This window comes from Sphingorhabdus sp. 109 (assembly GCF_902506555.1).
Taxonomy (GTDB): domain Bacteria; phylum Pseudomonadota; class Alphaproteobacteria; order Sphingomonadales; family Sphingomonadaceae; genus Parasphingorhabdus.
In genome coordinates this window covers 532,858-548,463 of the sequence record NZ_LR732707.1, presented here as the reverse complement: position 1 = coordinate 548,463, position 15,606 = coordinate 532,858, and the positions used below count along the sequence as shown (strand labels likewise).

The window sequence follows — 15,606 nt, the reverse complement described above, 5'->3', positions numbered from 1 at the left end:
GAGGACGCCAGGAAGTACCTTCGATCCCATAGGGGCCACCGCTACTCGGTCGTTGATCGTTCCTGATATTTGGGTGATCGGCATAGGCAAGTCGCCAACATATCGTTTCGATAGCAGAATTTCGGCGATTAGTGGACAAACTATATTTGCGGTCATGACAATTCTAGGCCTTGACCGTGTCTACCTTCGCATTTCCGCCGATTGAGCGCATCGGCGATACCACCGATTGCGCGCGTATACCGCCGCCGAAGACCATGTGCGCCAATTTTCACACCCATCGGGCGTCGGAGCGCCATCCAGGACACGCGGGGCTTGCCGCTAGCCAACTGACCCAGCGCCATCACCACCAACTTGCGATCACGCTCCGGCACATAGGTTAGCCAATCGCTGGCCTGATCCCGCGCCGCGACATCAGCCCGTGTCATCGCTGCCGAGCGCAGCGGCACGTCACTCGATACGCCATCACCGCCCCGCGCGTCATAGTCACCAAGCCACGCCTCGCGCACCATCAGTTCCCATGGCCCATCACCGGCGTAAGGACCACGGCCCGGACCAACGCGGCCCGGCGTCCGCCACCAGATACGCACCGCCCCGACCATCCGCTCTTGAACCATGTCAAACGTCCAATTCCCCTGAGCGCTCGCCAAATCATCCGACCCCGCAACCATCAGTCCCTCCCCCCACGCAAAACTGGGAAAACTGGCCCCTCTCTCCGCACGATCACCCGAAATGGAGACCGCTCTCCATTTTCACGAACAGCCATATTTCCCCTGTATTTCATAGCGTTGCCCTTCTTTCCTAGAAAGATATTGATAATAATGGAGAGACTGGAGAGAGATTCACTGTCGTTCCAGATGTGCGCCCCTGCGCGCGCATATATGTGAAACCATGGCGATTTGCCCTCCACTCCCTCCAAAGGCGCACGGCTCCGCCCTTTTCTCCCTCCATTCCGGTGAAAAGCCGTCTCTCCGCGCCCTTCCATTCGGAGAGACGGTGGCCAGAGGAACTCACCTTCAAACCCGCCACCAGCGCCGGACACAGACCAATAAGGCCGATAAAGGAACTCACCGGCCATCAGTCATCAAATCCCGGCACAGGGTCGCCGCTATCATGGCCCGGAGGTCGGTCATCATCGGTCGAACTGTCGTTGACTGCTGTCCAGTTACCGCTCTCTATCTCGCTTCGATCGACCAGTATCTGCACCCCGATCCACTTGGTCCCGTCGCTATGTTTGGACTCAAATCCTTTGTCCCGCATCGCCGCGGCAAAGCCCTGGGTGGTCCATTCGGCCGCACCCGATTCCTTGCCCCAGGCAACGAACAGCTCGTATAGTTCTTTGGAGGCCGCTCGCTCGCGCGGCGGCACATCGGCACTGATCAGACAGCATTGCGCCAGAAAGCGGCCCAGCGGATCGCTGTCATCGCGATATTGCTGGGTAGCGGCGGTGATCTGGTCCGGCGTCTGCAGGCCGTTCTGGCGCAGGTCCAGCAATCCCATGATCAGCCGGCTGAATATGCCGGAGGCCTCGCCTTGCAGCTTGTCGCCGAGCTCCCGATCGACCTGATCCCAGGGGATCTGGACATTCCACGGCACCAGCTGCATCCGCCGCCAGATCCCGTCGCTATTATCCTTGATTTTCGGCTTGTGATTACCCGAGATTGTCATCTTGAACTCGGGAAGAAAGGTGAAGAACCCCTTGTTCAGGTGCCGCGCGTCGACCGGATCAGCGCCGGTGACCATCTTGACCAGCCCTTCATTCAGCGTTCCACCTTTGGAAGGCTCGGAAACGCGCAGGAACCGCACCCCGGGCAGACGGGCGATGTCGGGCGTCGCCTGATCGCCCCGTCGCTGCCCGCCACCGGACAGGAAACTCTCGATCGGAACGCTGCCGGCATAATCCCCGGCGATATAAGCCCATGTCTCGACCGTCACGCCCTTGCCATTGCGGCCCTGACCGTAGAAGAACGCCATTTTCTGTTCGCTGATATCGCCGGTCATCGACAGGCCGCCCCATTGGTCGAGGAATTTGCGCATCTCCGGATCGGGTTGGACCTGCTCCATAAACGCATCATATTGCGGACATTTCTTTGTCGGCTTCCACTCGACATTGGCAATTTTGGTGATCAGGTCACCGCGCGCATGCGGATAAAGCTTTGCGCCCCAGACCGTATGAAATTTCGACTTCCCCGCCTTGATATCGGCGTCGGGACGCTTTTTCGGCATCTGCTCGATCCGCAACGTGCCATTCAGACAATTGATCGCCATCCGGTCCTGGTCGAGTGATTCAGGCCGGATCACGATATCGTCGAAATTCTTGGCCAGACTGGCGATACAGTTGATCCGCGCATTGCCTTCGGACGCTCGCGCCCAGACTTTCAGCAGGTCAGCATGGATGATCGCCTCTTTGTTCGGCTTGATCTTGATCACCCGGTTCAAATGACCCAGCTTTTCAAACGCCGCCATCCGCTCCGGATCATCGGCCAGCGTGCGATCATAAAGCTCGGGATGCTTGCCCACCTCAGCCAACACTGCCTGTCGCCGATCAATGTCCAGCACCACCTGCTCCGGTGCCCCGAAGCCGGTTGCCTCAACCAGCTTGGCCTCGAACATAATCCCGCGTACGGTGGCATAGACCGCCTGCATCACGCGCGCCGGCAGTTTGTCCTTTTCCTCGCTCAGCAAAGCCCATCGGCGGCCGTCCCAGGCAAACCAGCCTATTTCTGGGCAAAAGCGGAAATCATCACCATAGCGTAGCCGGAACCGCTCGGCATTACCCAGGTCGGTCAGCGGCAGTAAGCTGGCGGCGTGATCCTTGGCGATATCGGGTGCGCAGCGCACCTTGTGAACCGCGCCGCCGTGATCAACAGCATCACGATCCGGAGCGGATCCGGCGGCGGAAGCATCCCGCTTCCCCGCGACCGGGTTGGACGTGGCTGCGCTCATGCCAGACCCAGCGCCGCCTTGTATGTGTCCAGTATCGCGTCACGTTCCGCCCGATCGTGCGCCTCCATTTTGCGGAGCCGGATCACCTCGCGCATGATTTTTGGTTCATAGCCCTGCGACTTTGCCTCGGAATAGACATCCCTGATGTCATCCGCCATGCCCTTTTTCTCTTCTTCCAGGCGCTCGATCCGCTCGATAAACAGACGCAGCTGCTCCGCTGCCACATTTCCCTCGCTCATAAGCCTGTCTCTCCATCATTAAACACGCTGGCCGAAAACCAACCAATCAACTCGACACACTCGACGTTATAACCGCCATAAACAGGCCAGCAGTTCCAATAAGCCAGCGTCCAGCTATTGTTGGCGTGCCACGAGCAATCATTGATCCTCCGATGCCCTATATTGAAAATCAGCCCTAATGAGCATCTTACCGAACGGAAAAAGGTCCACTCGGCGTCTCTGTTTCTCTGATACTCAATCACGCCATCAGACGACCTGACACGGTAAACAATCGCGCTAGCCCAAAGTGCCTTCAGAGCTTGCCAGCGCATCCGGCGATCGTGAATCCGCATTTCTTTGACAATTTCGCGCTCAACTTCTTCTGGGATATCATATAAGCTCATTCTGCCGCCTCCAATGTCATGATGTGTGCCGTCTGCACGCCCACTTCGGGCAAGACCGGCACCGCCTTGATTTGCTGCTCGATATGCTCGCGCAGTTCGTGGCTATCGGCCATCAACCGCACCTTCCCGCCCAGGAACATCAGATCGCGGATCGCCCGTTCATCCCATGTCAAAATGCAGATGCCTTCACCGCCGGCCATCATCCAGTCGAACGGTGTGGCAAATATCGGAATGTCCTCGACACCGGTTTCCCAGTCCGCCTGACCGGTGCCGGAACCCAACACCCGCCCGTCACCGCGCCGCAGATACCATTGGTCCGGCGACAGCGGGGAAAAGGCGACCATATCGACCAGCATCGGTCCATCAAGTACCGGCAAGATCAACGCAGGCGCGCCGCCAACATCGATCGGGTTCCAGAATCCGTCTCGGCCAAATTCGACCCGCATCCGGCCCAGTGCATACAGGCTCTGCCAGCGCAATATCTGACCAACATCCATCCCCATATCGCGCAGCGCGGTGATCGCGGTGAACTTCATGCCAAATGTGGCGCGGTCCATTTCGGCCGCCAGCTCCCGGTCCCAGTCAAAGGCCGCCGCCTTCAGCGACCAAGGGGCATCATCCTCATGCGCCTCGCACCAGGCATAGAATTTCAGGAAGTCGAACGTCCCCGCCCATATGGATTCAGCCATATGATCGCCTTTCAGCGAGTCCGGCAATGCTGGGCCGCTAGTGTCGAAGCGCAATCGAACGCCCATCACGCCGCCTCCCGGACAGTTGAACAGATTTCCGGCATATTCGCCCGCACCAACGCTTCCGGCATCGGCGGACAGACGCTGTTGCCGCACATTCTCACCTGGGAGGTCTTGGTCAGCGGCTTGATCCGGCCATGCCGATCCGCAGGGCCGTCAACCGCGATTTTATAGTCTGGCGGGAAACCTTGAGCCGCATAAAGTTCGTGTGCGGCCAGCATCCGCATCCCGATATCGGCGATCGCATACTCGATGCCCTCGATCGTAACAGTGACCAGGCCGAACCGGTCTTTCGTCGTCACCGTGCCGATCGGCGCATCCATGCCGTGCCCACCCTGTTCATTGCCGTAATATTTGACCATGAACGCACGGACCTCGGCGAAATGCCCACCACCGGCGGTCAATGTTCCAACCGGCTCATCGACTGACTGGCCGATCGCGTTATTGCGCAGCTTGATCAGATTGCTGGTGACCAGATTTTGCTGGGTGCCACGCTGGGTGATGGTGGAGAGTGGTTTTGTCGCGTCATGGCCGACCACACCAGTATTGTGCTGCGCCATAAAAGCGGTGACCAAAGCAGTTCTATTATGGGTTGTGATCGTGTTCAGCGGATCATCAGCTGATTTGGGCTTACCGGCGTAAATTGCGCCCCCGGCGCCGACCAGTATCGGCGCAATAACCGCGCTGTCACCAGAAGCCAGCACCGTTGGATAAGGCTCTTCCGGTCCGTGCCAGCCCCGCCCGCGCTTTTTACCGCTCTTATCCACATCTCCATGGGCCGTGCGAGCAAAATAGGGACTGACCAGCGCCATCTCGCCGCGATTGGCACCCGTCACCGTCGGTAAGGGTTTTTCCGGCCCATAGACACGCCCCTCGCCACCATGATGGGTCAGTGGGACAATGAAGGGTTGCGCCGCATCAATCACATAACGCTGGATCCCCACTGCAATCCGCCTGCAGGTTGCGTCTTTCAATGGACGCTTGCGGGCAAATATGCTGGGACAGGGTATCGACCAGTCAATGATTTCTGCCGCCGTGCGCCATGGATGCGGACGCCCTTCACCATGCGTGGGCTCTGGCCAGACAATCGGCTGCCCATCACAGCGAGCGATCAGGAATAGCCGCTTGCGCGTGGTCGGAGCGCCATAATCGCACGCACGCAGCTCGCGCCACTGGACGCGATAACCGTGCCGGCGCAACTGCCCTACCCATTTGTCAAACGTTTGTCCCTTGCGATCCGGACAAGGCCTGCCGTCATCACCGATCGGGCCCCAGGTGCGAAATTCTTCGACATTTTCCAGCATGATCACGCGCGGTTTGTTGGCCCCGAGCCGCTTTACCCAGTGGATTACAATCCACGCCAGGTCGCGGATATTCGCGCTGACCGGCTTACCGCCTTTGGCCTTGCTGAAATGTTTGCAGTCTGGACTGAACCACGCCAGATCAACGGGCTGACCGCCCGTAGCGTCCAGAGGATCAATCGCCATGATCGACTGACAAAAATGCCGGGTAGCAGGATGATTGGCCTTGTGCATCGCAATTGCTTCGGGATCGTGATTGATAGCCACATCAACCGAACGCCCGATTGCTGCCTCAATTCCCGTCGAGGCACCGCCACCACCGGCAAAATTGTCGATAATCAGCCCCATCACGCCGCCTCCGCATTGAATTTTCCAGTTTCATTGCCCCAGCAATCCCATCCGGGCTGCACCTGGCGCGCGAACATTTCGAGATAGGGGCCGTCGATCAATGCCTCGCAACGATCGTAAATTTCCTGTGGTTTGCGGCTATGCCCGCGGGTTGGCGCGATGATCAGCTGGCGCACGTCATGGGCCTTCACCTTTGGTTTTCCGCGGGTAAAAATATAGGCAGGCTCAAGCTGTTTGCGGGTATAATATCCCATGGAAATGCGCGGAGGAGCGATGTCGCCGGTGAACAGGTCTATCTGCATCGCGTCGACCAGTTTCTGTTTCAACCAGTAGAAGCCGTCTGTCTTGAACGTGAAGCCCCATGCCTTGCCGAGTTCAATCGCCTCTTCGATATGACTGCCCACCGCCCACATAACGAGCGCGCAATCCTTGGCAGCTATATCCGACACCGGCAGCGCCGCCATTTCATCAAAGGACATCGTCGGATAATGATCCTCCGCCTCATTGAATTTCTTTTGCGTCGGCGTGCGGTCACCGCCCGAATAGGTGCGGAAAGCCCAAGGTGGATCGCACAATATCAGGCCGAATTTATCGGCAAAACTGGGTGGGAAGACGCTCACTCTCTCAAAGTCCGATCGGCATTACAACGCCGGAAAATCCAGCATTATCGATCAGGCTTTCCCAAAGCGTCGGCGCGCGCGGATTGGCCAGCGACAATCGCGCGCTTGCCCCGGGCACCGCCCCGGCCATTTCGATCAGATATTGCCCGTTGATCCCAACCTCCATCGGATCACCGCTATATTCGATCGGCAACTCCGCTGCGGCTTGACCATAAGACGGATCATTCACCGATAACGTAAGTTTATCGGCTTCAAAATCACACCGGATCGTCGGCGTTTTTTTGCTGTTGAGAACCATCACCCGTTTGGCGGCGCTAATCAGATGATCGCAATCAACGGTAACAACCTGATCATTCTGTGTCGGAATAACCCGCACATAATCAGGAAAACGTCCATCAACTACCTTGCCGGTGACCTGCCAGTCAGCAAAGGAAAAGCGTAGCTTACTCGCTGTCACAAGCACTTCGACCACAATGTCATCGGCTACATCCGCCCATAGCCGTGACAGGACGGCTACCAGAGCCGATGGGATGATAGCATCCGGAATTTCGCCGTCACGCCGTGCCTGGACACCGCTCATCCTTATCAATTTATGGCCGTTGGTCGCGGCAAAACGGACAGCAGATGCGTCGTCGGCATCCATATGCATGAACAGGCCGCATAGATAATAGCGCGTATCCTCGGATGATTGAGCCACGGCCATCCGGGAAAAAACATCGCGGATATCACTCGCCCGAAACGTCAACAGACTGGCATCGTCTCCAAAAGGCATTTGAGGCATATCGGCTGCGGGAAGGCTTGGCAGATGATAACGATTGCGACCCGAAGTAATATTCAGCCGCCCATTATCACCCTGCACCAGCTTGACCTGCGCGCCATTGTCCAGATTCTGGAACAGGGATTGCAGTCGCTGCGCATCGACTGTGATATTCATTTCACCATCAAACTCGACCGGCGCGAGCGGCAACTTCACTTCGCGGTCCAGATCAGTGGCCATCAAATGAACCGTGCCGGATTTCTGACTGATCAGCACATTGGAGAGGATCGGGATCGTGTTGCGCCTTTGCACAACAGAAACCACCCCGGCGAGTGCCTTGGTAAATTGTGCGGCCTCAACCGTGATAGACGCGATCGGCGCGGATTCACCCGCCCGGCTCACGCTGCCACCTTCCCGGCTTGCTCGCGCCAATATGTCTTGGCTCGGTCAATATCTTCATCTTGGGAAAAACCGCCAAATTCACCAAAGGGCCGCGCTCCCGGCACCGGCAAGACTTCTGGAATTTCCAGATCAGGTAGAGGCGGCAACGGATTATTAATCCGCAGCGCGCGAGCTTTCAGCGCGCGCCATCGCTCCGATTGCAAGGCGAGCTCGTCAACCATTGGCCTGATTTGCCCACCGTTGGATTCATCCAACAGCAATACTGCCGCCAAAAACTCGCTTTCCATGTCCTTCATAATCCCTTCCCTTCATCAATTTCCATCCAGCGCCGCGCGCCACGCATCATTCCTCGCCCATGAACTCTGTAAGAAAATCATCCCACGCGGCGCCGAAAACGGACGCGCTGGCGGCGTCATATCGCTGATTGGGATGGTCAATGCGCCAGGCGGCGATATCGGTTTTCCACTGGACCTGGTCGACGTCACCGACGATTTCGACAAACAGCGGCAACATTGCCGGATCGAAATCCCTGACGTTCTCGCCGTCCTGCATTTCGCGCGCACATACGGCGGCGATTCCGGGAAACACCGTGCCGGCATAGCGCAGCACTTCACCATCGAATGCCTCGGCCAACACCTGCAGCGCGGTCGATGTGATTTCTGGCCCGTGCAATTTCCAGCTGCGCTCGATCCCGCCAATATTGGCGATCATGCCGGGTTTCCAGCTAACGTAATTCTGATGGCTGGCGATGCTGAGCCCCGCCGCCTCAATGGCCGCCGAAATAGCCAGGGCGGTCGTATCGCCGCTGGCCAGCGCCGCCTTGAATATATCGATCTTCGCGAGCGGGCGGCGTTTCTGGTTCAGCGCGACAAAACTGGCCGCTTCATCGGCCGCACTGGCATATTCTACCACCACCACCGGCAGCTGCTGGATATCACCACGCAGCCGTGCCGCAGCCAGACGGTGCTGGCCATCAATGATGTAGAGCTCGACCACACCGGCCCGTCGTGCCGCGACCAGGGGCTGACACAAATCCCAATTCCAGTTGACGGCGATATCGCGGATCAGTTTGCGAGACGCACCAGCCTCGATCGAGCGTTGATAATCAGGGTCTATCGCCAGCACATCGGGCGGCGCGAATTGCAGCGCCGGCATCCGGCCTTTTGTCGGATTGACTCTTAAACCGGCCATCACACCACCATCCTGTCCAGCGGCTTGCCAAAGGGCGCGCTGCCATATTTCCGGCGATGGTCCTGCAGGCATTTCTGTTCGTGAATCCGGTGCCTGCGCTCGGCCTCGCCACGCCGTGCGTCCAATTCATCTGCGCGCATCATCGGCTCGGGTGTCTCTCGCTTGTCTGTGGTGCGCAGCCACCCTTTTTTCAAGGCTGGCAGACCCTTGGGGAAGCGGCGCATCGCCGCGCGAAAGGCTTCCGCTGTGTCCCGGCACGGGTTGCGCGCAGCCAGAGCATTCTGGACGGCGGACGTGTGGCCCATCGCCTCCAGCGACAAGCGCACGCGTGCACTACCGGTCCGAACTATCCAGTCCTCCAGATCGCGCTTGAAGGCGATTGCTTCTTCATCGCCCAACCGGTGCGCCGGCACATTGCGCGCCGCCTCTTCACTGTGATGGGGATCCCCGCGTTTCCCAGCAGTAGTCTTACCTGTGGCCACGATCGTCACGATCCGTGACTGTTTGAACCGTTCCACCTTGATCAATCCACGAGCGACCAGCTTGTTCATGATCTGCGGTGGTGCGCCCACGCTGTTCATTCCCAACGTAGCGCACAGCGCGTCATTGGTCGGACAGACCTGCCCTGCATCCGCTGCGGCGGTCAACATGTCGAGCATCCGTTGCTCGCGCGGGGTAATAGTCTTCATTCGCCGCACCCCCGCCCAATCTGCCCGGGGTTTTCCGCCACGAAATCCTTCCAGTGGCGCCATCCCTGCGGACAAGCAAAACCCCATTCGCGAATCTTCGGCCCCGTAATGAACAGGGAAACCGCACGCCCCCCTTCGGCAATTTCAAGACGATGCAGCGCGGTTGCCGGGCGCTTGACAAAATCACCCGCCTTGCGATGCACGACACTGCCATCAGGAAGATGCTCCAGATATTCGCCTTCCAGCAACCAGCTGATATTTTCCCATGGATGATCATGCAGCGCACGATCATCGTCGCTGTGCAAAATCTCGTGCAGATACATATTATGCTGCTCGTTGCGCGGGACCACCCACCACCGGCGCAGATAATTATCGCCAATGATGAAATCCGGATCCCGCTGCATGATATCGGCCGCCCACATTTGCATTTCCGAAAGATCTGCAAAGGGCTGCAGGAGCGCATTACCGTTGAATAGGGCGGATGCCTCTTCACATTCACTACATTCCGGATGACCGTCCGATCGCTGAAATCCAATTCCGCAACCTTCACAAATCTGCGCAGTCATATTACCTCCTCGTCTACTTCCGAATCGGGCCTGTCACGCATCCGCTCTCGCGGGTTTACGTCTCTCTGCATGATGGGATTATCAAACCCGTCAATCATCCGGTTTTGCGGCGAACGCCGCGCGCAGGCCCGATCCCGCTCAACCGATGGGCACGCCGTGCGGCCGTCTTTTCCTTGACTCTCGCTCACGGCATCATCGGCAAAGCCGCCTCGGCCGTTTTCATGCCGGCATATTTCCCGGTTAATATGGTGATCACCCGCCGTCCGAACGGACTATGATCCTCGACCGCAATATAGCCCGCCTTAACCAGGCACCGCATCCGGTAGCTGGCTGATTTGTCATCAGAAAGATTGCACGCCCGGGCCAACTCTCGGTTGGTAGGGCACGGCCGATTGTGGCTGGCCGCATGACGCAATATGCGCAGCAGCACACCCTCGATCGACCGGCGCGGTTTACGACGGAAACGACCATCATTTCTGACCTGCGCCTGACGCCGCTTCACCCGCGCAATACGACCTTCGCCGCGCTTGGCCAGATAAACGCCCTCACCCCGATCGCGGGTAAACAGGGGGATGATGATTCCGGCATCAATCATCGGGCGTGTTTGTGCGGCAAGGGAAGGCGTGATATGATCACGGGCATAAGCGATTGTATCGCCCGGGCGTGCCCGTTCTGCCCATCCCATCAAATCCTCTCCGCGCATCAACAGCATCACTTAATCTCCTCTGGTCAATTGCGCGGTCCGGTGGATCGCAGCGGCAATATCCATCAACCGCGCCGCCCTCTCCTCCAACTTGTGCTGGTCCACCTCGCTTGCAGTGACCCCATCTCCATCCGCCACCGAAGCGGCGATGTCAGAAGTGATTTCACCTGCCTCGGATGAAAGCCGCGCGACATGGGTCAGCCAGTCATGCCCATCGGGCGTGTCGTCCGCAGCTGGCACAAGAACATATCCCTGCTCTCGTGCCAGTGCGCGGGTGACCGGGGGATGATCGGCCATACCCACCGTATTGGACTCCAGATCCATAACCTCGGCAATGGTCAGAAAATCTTCCGTATTGGGAAGACACACATCCGAATAACGCTGGTGGCGTTTACCAAGCTGCTCTCCAGCTGCGACCTGGCCACCAAAGGCACGGACCAATGCGCGGGAGGCAGATTTCAAAAGCTGCATTCGCGGGGAAAGTTGCGTGGTGCGGCTCATGCGGCAATCTCGCAGGATTTGCCGGATGACGCCGATGTTTCAGTCGAGATATTGTCGAGACGCGCCAACACATGAACAGCGGAGTCCGGAATGTTACCATTCAGCCAATTGTCTTCACCCCGGAAGAATGCCAGCAACTTTTCGAAGGTCGAAATGGTGCAGGACGATCCCGTCCGCAACCGGTCGAACAATTTGCTATCACCAGCCACTTTACTGCCAAGCGTGGCTTCACTTCGATTGTTTGATTCCGCCCATATTTCGGCGAGACGGCAAAGATGATCAGCGAGTTGCAAGACGAGGACTCCAAATTAGGCTCGCCCCTTACTGCGGAATTTTATCCGCCATTGTCAACGGAAATCTTTCCGCATGACGCATCGCGCAATTTGCCCGATAATCCACTCATGTCGGAAATCGCAGAATTCCTTAAAAGAATGGACGCCCTGCGCGTTGAAAAAAATTTAACCGACCGCGCTCTCTCAATAGAGATCACGGGCAAGCCAGATTTGATCCGCTCGATCCGTAAGCGCCAGGTATTGCCAAAAGGCGATAATCTGATGCGATTGGCGACTGTTCTCGGGACCACTACTGATTATTTGCTAGGCGGAACAGAAATCCGTTCCGATGCCGTAGTTCACGATGGACCGCTGGCGTTCAAGGACGTACCGCCACGCGCCGACCTCCCGGTACTGGGGACGGCTCACGGCGGAACCGTGATGATTACAGGCGGAGGCGATGATACCGAGGTGGAGCAAACGTTGTTCGAACCAACACAGATAATCCGCTATATCACCCGCCCGCGGGCGCTCAGCGACGCCAAGGACGCTTATGCCATTTATGTCGAGGGCGAGTCCATGTACCCGCGATTTGGCCCTGGTGAAATGGCGGTTGTCGACCCCCGGATACCGCCGCGCATTGGTGATGATGTGATTGTCCAGCTATCCGAAAATGGCGATGATGAAATCCACGCGATCCTGATCAAGCGCCTTGTTCGCCGTAGCGCCAGCTTCGTCGAGTTGGAACAATTCAACCCGCCCGCCACATTTCGCATCGACGCAAACAGGGTCAAGCGCCTTCACCGCATCTGCCCGTCCGGAGACTTGCTTGGCGGCTAGCCCTGCGACACAACGGTCGCGGAATATTTTCCGCATTTCGCCTTGACAAGGAATTATTTCCGCATTTATACCACTCCTCCTAACGCAGGAGTGACCCATGCTGAACACCGAATCACTTTTTCCTCACGCCGGCAGCTTCGCGATGCGACGCAATCGCGACAACGGCAAATATGACATTCCGGTCCGCATTTTGCGGCGTAATCCTGATGGTAGCTTATTGATCGGGGATCCCGTGCCCGGCGGCAAACGCCGCAATGCGGCCAGCATCAACTGCAATGTCCCGATCGCCGATCTACTGCCCACTTCGCGCCAGCGTTGTCTTCGCGCACGGCACAAGCATGCTTTTCAGGTGTCGGTATGATCCGCCGTCCAACAATAGATCAGAAAGCGGCCTTCACCCGCGACATGCGCAATTTCTGGGCCGACCACGGCCTCCGCGCGATTGACCACGCGATCATCATCCTGATCCCCACGCTGATCTTTGCGCCGGCCTATGTGGGGTACGCCTCATGAGAACGCAGCTTTTTGCCACATTCGACAAGCGCGGCTTCATCAAGGCGACAAAGGGGGCTTCCTCCGTCGGTCGCAAGGAAATCGGCGTCATGATCACCGTGGAAATCCCCGACAACGTCTTTGACGATGGCTTCCTCCACGCCACCATATCGGTGCCGGACAGCGCCTTCGTGTTGGCCAGCGACACAGATCTGGTGGTCGAATGCTTGGCCGCCCCGGACTGTCAATCATGACCGGCCTGCGCTTTCACTCCAACGGGCGCACCGGTGATGAACCGCCCCGTACATGGGCCATGCGCGCCAATGACGGCGCGTGGGATTTCGACATCAAACTGCAGCGTGCAGCCCGCCTGAAACGCGGCCTGCTTTGCGGAGCCCTCGCGGCGTTGGCTATCACCGCGCTGATCTGGAGGATTTCGCAGTGATAGCCATCAACTGGTTCCTATCGCCACCTGTGATTCTCCCTCCGCAGGTGGCGATCTACTCTCGAGGGGAAAAGGGAAATCATTATGGATGAAGTAAAATTGGGTGACAAGGTGAAGTGCAAATTGACCGGCATTGCCGGCGTCGTCGTGGCAAAGGCGGAATATCTGCATTCACCTCCTCGCATCGCTATTCCTGAACCAGGCAGCACCAAAAACGAGTGGGTCTGGCTGGAAGTGGCTCAGGTTGGACGTGCCTAGATGATCAAACCCGCGACAATAACCCGTCGTGAATATGAGAAGCGCCTCGCTCTTGCCGAAGCGCTTCTCAAAACCGCCGACTTCACCTACGTGATCGCCGAACGGCTGCACAATTGGCAGCGGATCGCGTGGCTGCTCGACCCGGCGGGCCGCAGCAGCGACGAACATCTATTGATTTTTCCCGAAGACTTACAGGCAATGGCCGATGAAGCGGCGCACTGCCGCGATATCTGGCTGGGCAAACATCGCGCCGATCCGGCGGACAGCGCGATTAACGCCCGCGCCCGCGCTCTGTGCCATATCACCCGTGCTCTCGAAATTCGGCTGAACAGCGCCCGCAGATACGCGCGGCCGATCGAACTGGAGAAAGCAGCATGACCGCCGCGATCGACCAGACACTCGCTTGGAGTAAGAAACAGGTCATCCAACGCACCGGCGCGCCCCGCCCTTATCGCGGCCCCTATCCCGACCTGACCGGCCCGAGCTGCGCTGAAATGGACAAAGTCGCCCGCATCGCGGACGCGATAGAAGGAAATCCGTCATGAAATTGTGCCATGCCGTAAAATCTGACAGTGCTACTTTTCCATCCATCCTTCGGCATGGAAAAACCCCAGAGCAATGGGCGGAAGTTTTGGCAGAACGTGAAATTCATGTATCACCTCGGACAATCCGGACCAAAGCACGGAAAATCGGTGCTTTCCGGCAAATCGGAAGGGCTGTGATTCTCCTTCCCGAACATATCGACAGAATATTTGCGGAGGGAACATGCTCAAATCATATAAAAGAGGGTCCGTCTGGTGGGTCAAAGGCAAGATCGAATATAATGGGCGACCCATCACCGGCTATTATAGGCGATCAACTGGAGCGACTTCGCAAAAAGGCGCGGAAGACTGGATCAAACAGGAAACAGACCGGCAGATCAAATGTCACATTGTTGGAGAAGAGGAAGTCCCGGTAACCTTTGCCGACGCATTGGAACTCTATGATCCAAACCCTGAAACCGCGAAGCACCTGATTCCCATCCTCCAGCATTTCGGAACCACGCCGGTCAAGGAAATTACGCCGAAAGCGGTCCGCGACCTGGGCGCAAAACTCTATCCCAATAATGCCACCGACACGTGGAGCCGCTGGGTTGTGGCTCCAACCCGGGCAGTGATCAACAATGCCCATGAGACATTGGGCGGTCGCTGCCCGCCGATCCGAATCAAGGCTTACAGCCGGGAAGATCGACTTAAGCAAGACAAGAAACGTGGGAAACGCAGCCGGGTAGAGAAAACCCCTGGTTCATGGGAATGGCTATTAAAATTTCGCGAGCACGCTGATCAACGCCGCCGGGCTCTCGCCCTATTCATGTTCATAACCGGCGCACGCATTGGCCAGGCGGTGATAATGCACCCCGGCAAACATCTGGATCTGCAAAACAGCCGAATATGCGTGCCCGGCGCCAAGGGCAGCGATGATCGCTGGCTGACTATTCCAATGGAACTGACTGTCGAACTCGCCAATCTGCCACCGCGCTGCCCCAGAGGATGGAAACGCAGCAAACAGAATCTGCGCGTGTTCGGATTTGCTTATCGACAGGGCGTGATGAAGGGTTGGCACCAGGCCTGCGATGCTGCAGGCATCGAACATATAATGCCCCACGCCGCCGGGCGGCACGGTTTTGGTCAGGAAATGTTGGTGCGTAGCGGTATCGATGAAAAAGCGGCAGGTAAGTTCGGTGGCTGGCATGATCTAGCCTTGATGCGCAAAACATATACCCATTCAGAGGATCACGAGGACAAAATATTGGCCGCTTTTCGTACAGGGCTCGTACAAGCTGAAATGGAAACTGGACTTAAGCTACTACATAATAATAAAAAATCAGCATAAAGAGATTTCCTTCGGGACGCAGGGGCCGGAGGTTC

Annotated in this window: 24 protein-coding genes; 9 read left to right on the top strand and 15 right to left on the bottom strand. The window is 57.5% G+C overall.

The features are described from left to right. Positions 1-152: 152 nt before the first annotated feature. From BOSE62_RS02715 to BOSE62_RS02645, 15 genes are all read right to left on the bottom strand, one after another. Entirely contained in the window at positions 153-614 is a 462-nt protein-coding gene (locus BOSE62_RS02715) for a hypothetical protein (protein WP_236553797.1), read from the bottom strand. Between the two features lie 460 nt (positions 615-1,074). Further along, entirely contained in the window at positions 1,075-2,943 is a 1,869-nt protein-coding gene (locus BOSE62_RS02710) for a DNA primase family protein (protein ID WP_159641767.1), read from the bottom strand. Then, on the bottom strand, positions 2,940-3,182 hold the full coding sequence (locus tag BOSE62_RS02705; protein ID WP_159641764.1) for a DUF2312 domain-containing protein: 243 nt from the start codon (positions 3,180-3,182) through the stop codon (positions 2,940-2,942). Before BOSE62_RS02705 ends, BOSE62_RS02710 begins: the two co-directional genes overlap by 4 nt. Continuing rightward, the gene (locus BOSE62_RS02700; protein ID WP_159641759.1) at positions 3,179-3,565 is read right to left on the bottom strand and encodes a hypothetical protein; all 387 of its coding nucleotides are present in this window, start codon (positions 3,563-3,565) and stop codon (positions 3,179-3,181) included. Before BOSE62_RS02700 ends, BOSE62_RS02705 begins: the two co-directional genes overlap by 4 nt. Then, complete coding sequence (locus BOSE62_RS02695) at positions 3,562-4,254, bottom strand: hypothetical protein (protein WP_159641364.1); 693 nt, start codon at positions 4,252-4,254, stop codon at positions 3,562-3,564. The genes BOSE62_RS02700 and BOSE62_RS02695 overlap by 4 nt, the downstream gene beginning before the upstream one ends. Before the next feature lie 65 nt (positions 4,255-4,319). Then, positions 4,320-5,963, bottom strand: coding sequence for a DNA cytosine methyltransferase (locus tag BOSE62_RS02690; protein WP_159647862.1), 1,644 nt, complete (start codon positions 5,961-5,963; stop codon positions 4,320-4,322). Next, positions 5,963-6,583, bottom strand: a complete 621-nt coding sequence (locus BOSE62_RS02685) for an MT-A70 family methyltransferase (protein WP_159641361.1) — start codon at positions 6,581-6,583, stop codon at positions 5,963-5,965. Before BOSE62_RS02685 ends, BOSE62_RS02690 begins: the two co-directional genes overlap by 1 nt. A 4-nt stretch (positions 6,584-6,587) precedes the next feature. Then, on the bottom strand, positions 6,588-7,742 hold the full coding sequence (dnaN, locus tag BOSE62_RS02680; RefSeq protein ID WP_159641358.1) for a DNA polymerase III subunit beta: 1,155 nt from the start codon (positions 7,740-7,742) through the stop codon (positions 6,588-6,590). Further along, positions 7,739-8,038: a hypothetical protein gene (locus BOSE62_RS02675; protein ID WP_159641355.1), complete on the bottom strand. Its 300-nt coding sequence runs from the start codon at positions 8,036-8,038 to the stop codon at positions 7,739-7,741. Before BOSE62_RS02675 ends, dnaN begins: the two co-directional genes overlap by 4 nt. Before the next feature lie 46 nt (positions 8,039-8,084). Further along, the gene (locus tag BOSE62_RS02670) at positions 8,085-8,933 is read right to left on the bottom strand and encodes a ParB/RepB/Spo0J family partition protein (protein ID WP_159641352.1); all 849 of its coding nucleotides are present in this window, start codon (positions 8,931-8,933) and stop codon (positions 8,085-8,087) included. Then, positions 8,933-9,622: a hypothetical protein gene (locus BOSE62_RS02665; RefSeq protein WP_159641349.1), complete on the bottom strand. Its 690-nt coding sequence runs from the start codon at positions 9,620-9,622 to the stop codon at positions 8,933-8,935. Before BOSE62_RS02665 ends, BOSE62_RS02670 begins: the two co-directional genes overlap by 1 nt. Next, complete coding sequence (locus tag BOSE62_RS02660; protein WP_236553796.1) at positions 9,619-10,188, bottom strand: cupin domain-containing protein; 570 nt, start codon at positions 10,186-10,188, stop codon at positions 9,619-9,621. The genes BOSE62_RS02665 and BOSE62_RS02660 overlap by 4 nt, the downstream gene beginning before the upstream one ends. A gap of 184 nt (positions 10,189-10,372) precedes the next feature. Then, positions 10,373-10,903 (bottom strand): hypothetical protein, encoded by a 531-nt coding sequence (locus BOSE62_RS02655; RefSeq protein ID WP_159641346.1) that lies wholly within the window; start codon positions 10,901-10,903, stop codon positions 10,373-10,375. Further along, complete coding sequence (locus BOSE62_RS02650) at positions 10,904-11,392, bottom strand: phage regulatory CII family protein (RefSeq protein WP_159641343.1); 489 nt, start codon at positions 11,390-11,392, stop codon at positions 10,904-10,906. It lies immediately after the preceding gene. Further along, complete coding sequence (locus tag BOSE62_RS02645) at positions 11,389-11,685, bottom strand: hypothetical protein (protein WP_159641340.1); 297 nt, start codon at positions 11,683-11,685, stop codon at positions 11,389-11,391. Before BOSE62_RS02645 ends, BOSE62_RS02650 begins: the two co-directional genes overlap by 4 nt. Between BOSE62_RS02645 and BOSE62_RS02640 the strand changes: the two genes are divergently transcribed. The 9 genes from BOSE62_RS02640 (at position 11,668) to BOSE62_RS02600 (ending at position 15,571) form a co-directional block, all read left to right on the top strand. Next, complete coding sequence (locus tag BOSE62_RS02640) at positions 11,668-12,504, top strand: XRE family transcriptional regulator (protein ID WP_159641337.1); 837 nt, start codon at positions 11,668-11,670, stop codon at positions 12,502-12,504. The two genes, BOSE62_RS02645 and BOSE62_RS02640, sit on opposite strands and share 18 nt — an antisense overlap. A gap of 97 nt (positions 12,505-12,601) precedes the next feature. Beyond that, positions 12,602-12,865 (top strand): hypothetical protein, encoded by a 264-nt coding sequence (locus tag BOSE62_RS02635; RefSeq protein WP_159641334.1) that lies wholly within the window; start codon positions 12,602-12,604, stop codon positions 12,863-12,865. Then, entirely contained in the window at positions 12,862-13,017 is a 156-nt protein-coding gene (locus tag BOSE62_RS02630) for a hypothetical protein (protein WP_159641331.1), read from the top strand. The genes BOSE62_RS02635 and BOSE62_RS02630 overlap by 4 nt, the downstream gene beginning before the upstream one ends. After that, a complete protein-coding gene (locus tag BOSE62_RS02625) occupies positions 13,014-13,250 on the top strand; it encodes a hypothetical protein (RefSeq protein ID WP_159641328.1) in 237 nt (78 codons plus the stop codon). Before BOSE62_RS02630 ends, BOSE62_RS02625 begins: the two co-directional genes overlap by 4 nt. Next, the gene (locus BOSE62_RS02620) at positions 13,247-13,441 is read left to right on the top strand and encodes a hypothetical protein (RefSeq protein WP_159641325.1); all 195 of its coding nucleotides are present in this window, start codon (positions 13,247-13,249) and stop codon (positions 13,439-13,441) included. The genes BOSE62_RS02625 and BOSE62_RS02620 overlap by 4 nt, the downstream gene beginning before the upstream one ends. Positions 13,442-13,525: 84 nt before the next feature. After that, entirely contained in the window at positions 13,526-13,699 is a 174-nt protein-coding gene (locus tag BOSE62_RS02615; protein WP_159641322.1) for a hypothetical protein, read from the top strand. Continuing rightward, the gene (locus tag BOSE62_RS02610; protein ID WP_159641319.1) at positions 13,700-14,077 is read left to right on the top strand and encodes a hypothetical protein; all 378 of its coding nucleotides are present in this window, start codon (positions 13,700-13,702) and stop codon (positions 14,075-14,077) included. Next, positions 14,074-14,244, top strand: coding sequence for a hypothetical protein (locus tag BOSE62_RS02605; protein ID WP_159641316.1), 171 nt, complete (start codon positions 14,074-14,076; stop codon positions 14,242-14,244). Before BOSE62_RS02610 ends, BOSE62_RS02605 begins: the two co-directional genes overlap by 4 nt. Positions 14,245-14,671: 427 nt before the next feature. Further along, a complete protein-coding gene (locus BOSE62_RS02600) occupies positions 14,672-15,571 on the top strand; it encodes a tyrosine-type recombinase/integrase (protein WP_159641313.1) in 900 nt (299 codons plus the stop codon). Positions 15,572-15,606 lie beyond the last annotated feature (35 nt).

Coding starts and splice junctions, on each gene's coding strand:
- BOSE62_RS02630 (WP_159641331.1), top strand. CDS start 12,862: ATGATCCGCCGTCCAACAATAGATCAGAAAGCGGCCTTCACCCGCGAC.
- BOSE62_RS02690 (WP_159647862.1), bottom strand. CDS start 5,963: ATGGGGCTGATTATCGACAATTTTGCCGGTGGTGGCGGTGCCTCGACG.
- BOSE62_RS02695 (WP_159641364.1), bottom strand. CDS start 4,254: ATGGCTGAATCCATATGGGCGGGGACGTTCGACTTCCTGAAATTCTAT.
- BOSE62_RS02640 (WP_159641337.1), top strand. CDS start 11,668: ATGATCAGCGAGTTGCAAGACGAGGACTCCAAATTAGGCTCGCCCCTT.
- BOSE62_RS02700 (WP_159641759.1), bottom strand. CDS start 3,565: ATGAGCTTATATGATATCCCAGAAGAAGTTGAGCGCGAAATTGTCAAA.
- BOSE62_RS02650 (WP_159641343.1), bottom strand. CDS start 11,392: ATGAGCCGCACCACGCAACTTTCCCCGCGAATGCAGCTTTTGAAATCT.
- BOSE62_RS02660 (WP_236553796.1), bottom strand. CDS start 10,188: ATGACTGCGCAGATTTGTGAAGGTTGCGGAATTGGATTTCAGCGATCG.
- BOSE62_RS02715 (WP_236553797.1), bottom strand. CDS start 614: ATGGTTCAAGAGCGGATGGTCGGGGCGGTGCGTATCTGGTGGCGGACG.
- BOSE62_RS02665 (WP_159641349.1), bottom strand. CDS start 9,622: ATGAAGACTATTACCCCGCGCGAGCAACGGATGCTCGACATGTTGACC.
- BOSE62_RS02635 (WP_159641334.1), top strand. CDS start 12,602: ATGCTGAACACCGAATCACTTTTTCCTCACGCCGGCAGCTTCGCGATG.
- BOSE62_RS02675 (WP_159641355.1), bottom strand. CDS start 8,038: ATGAAGGACATGGAAAGCGAGTTTTTGGCGGCAGTATTGCTGTTGGAT.
- BOSE62_RS02610 (WP_159641319.1), top strand. CDS start 13,700: ATGATCAAACCCGCGACAATAACCCGTCGTGAATATGAGAAGCGCCTC.
- BOSE62_RS02615 (WP_159641322.1), top strand. CDS start 13,526: ATGGATGAAGTAAAATTGGGTGACAAGGTGAAGTGCAAATTGACCGGC.
- BOSE62_RS02620 (WP_159641325.1), top strand. CDS start 13,247: ATGACCGGCCTGCGCTTTCACTCCAACGGGCGCACCGGTGATGAACCG.
- BOSE62_RS02625 (WP_159641328.1), top strand. CDS start 13,014: ATGAGAACGCAGCTTTTTGCCACATTCGACAAGCGCGGCTTCATCAAG.
- BOSE62_RS02705 (WP_159641764.1), bottom strand. CDS start 3,182: ATGAGCGAGGGAAATGTGGCAGCGGAGCAGCTGCGTCTGTTTATCGAG.
- BOSE62_RS02670 (WP_159641352.1), bottom strand. CDS start 8,933: ATGGCCGGTTTAAGAGTCAATCCGACAAAAGGCCGGATGCCGGCGCTG.
- BOSE62_RS02605 (WP_159641316.1), top strand. CDS start 14,074: ATGACCGCCGCGATCGACCAGACACTCGCTTGGAGTAAGAAACAGGTC.
- BOSE62_RS02710 (WP_159641767.1), bottom strand. CDS start 2,943: ATGAGCGCAGCCACGTCCAACCCGGTCGCGGGGAAGCGGGATGCTTCC.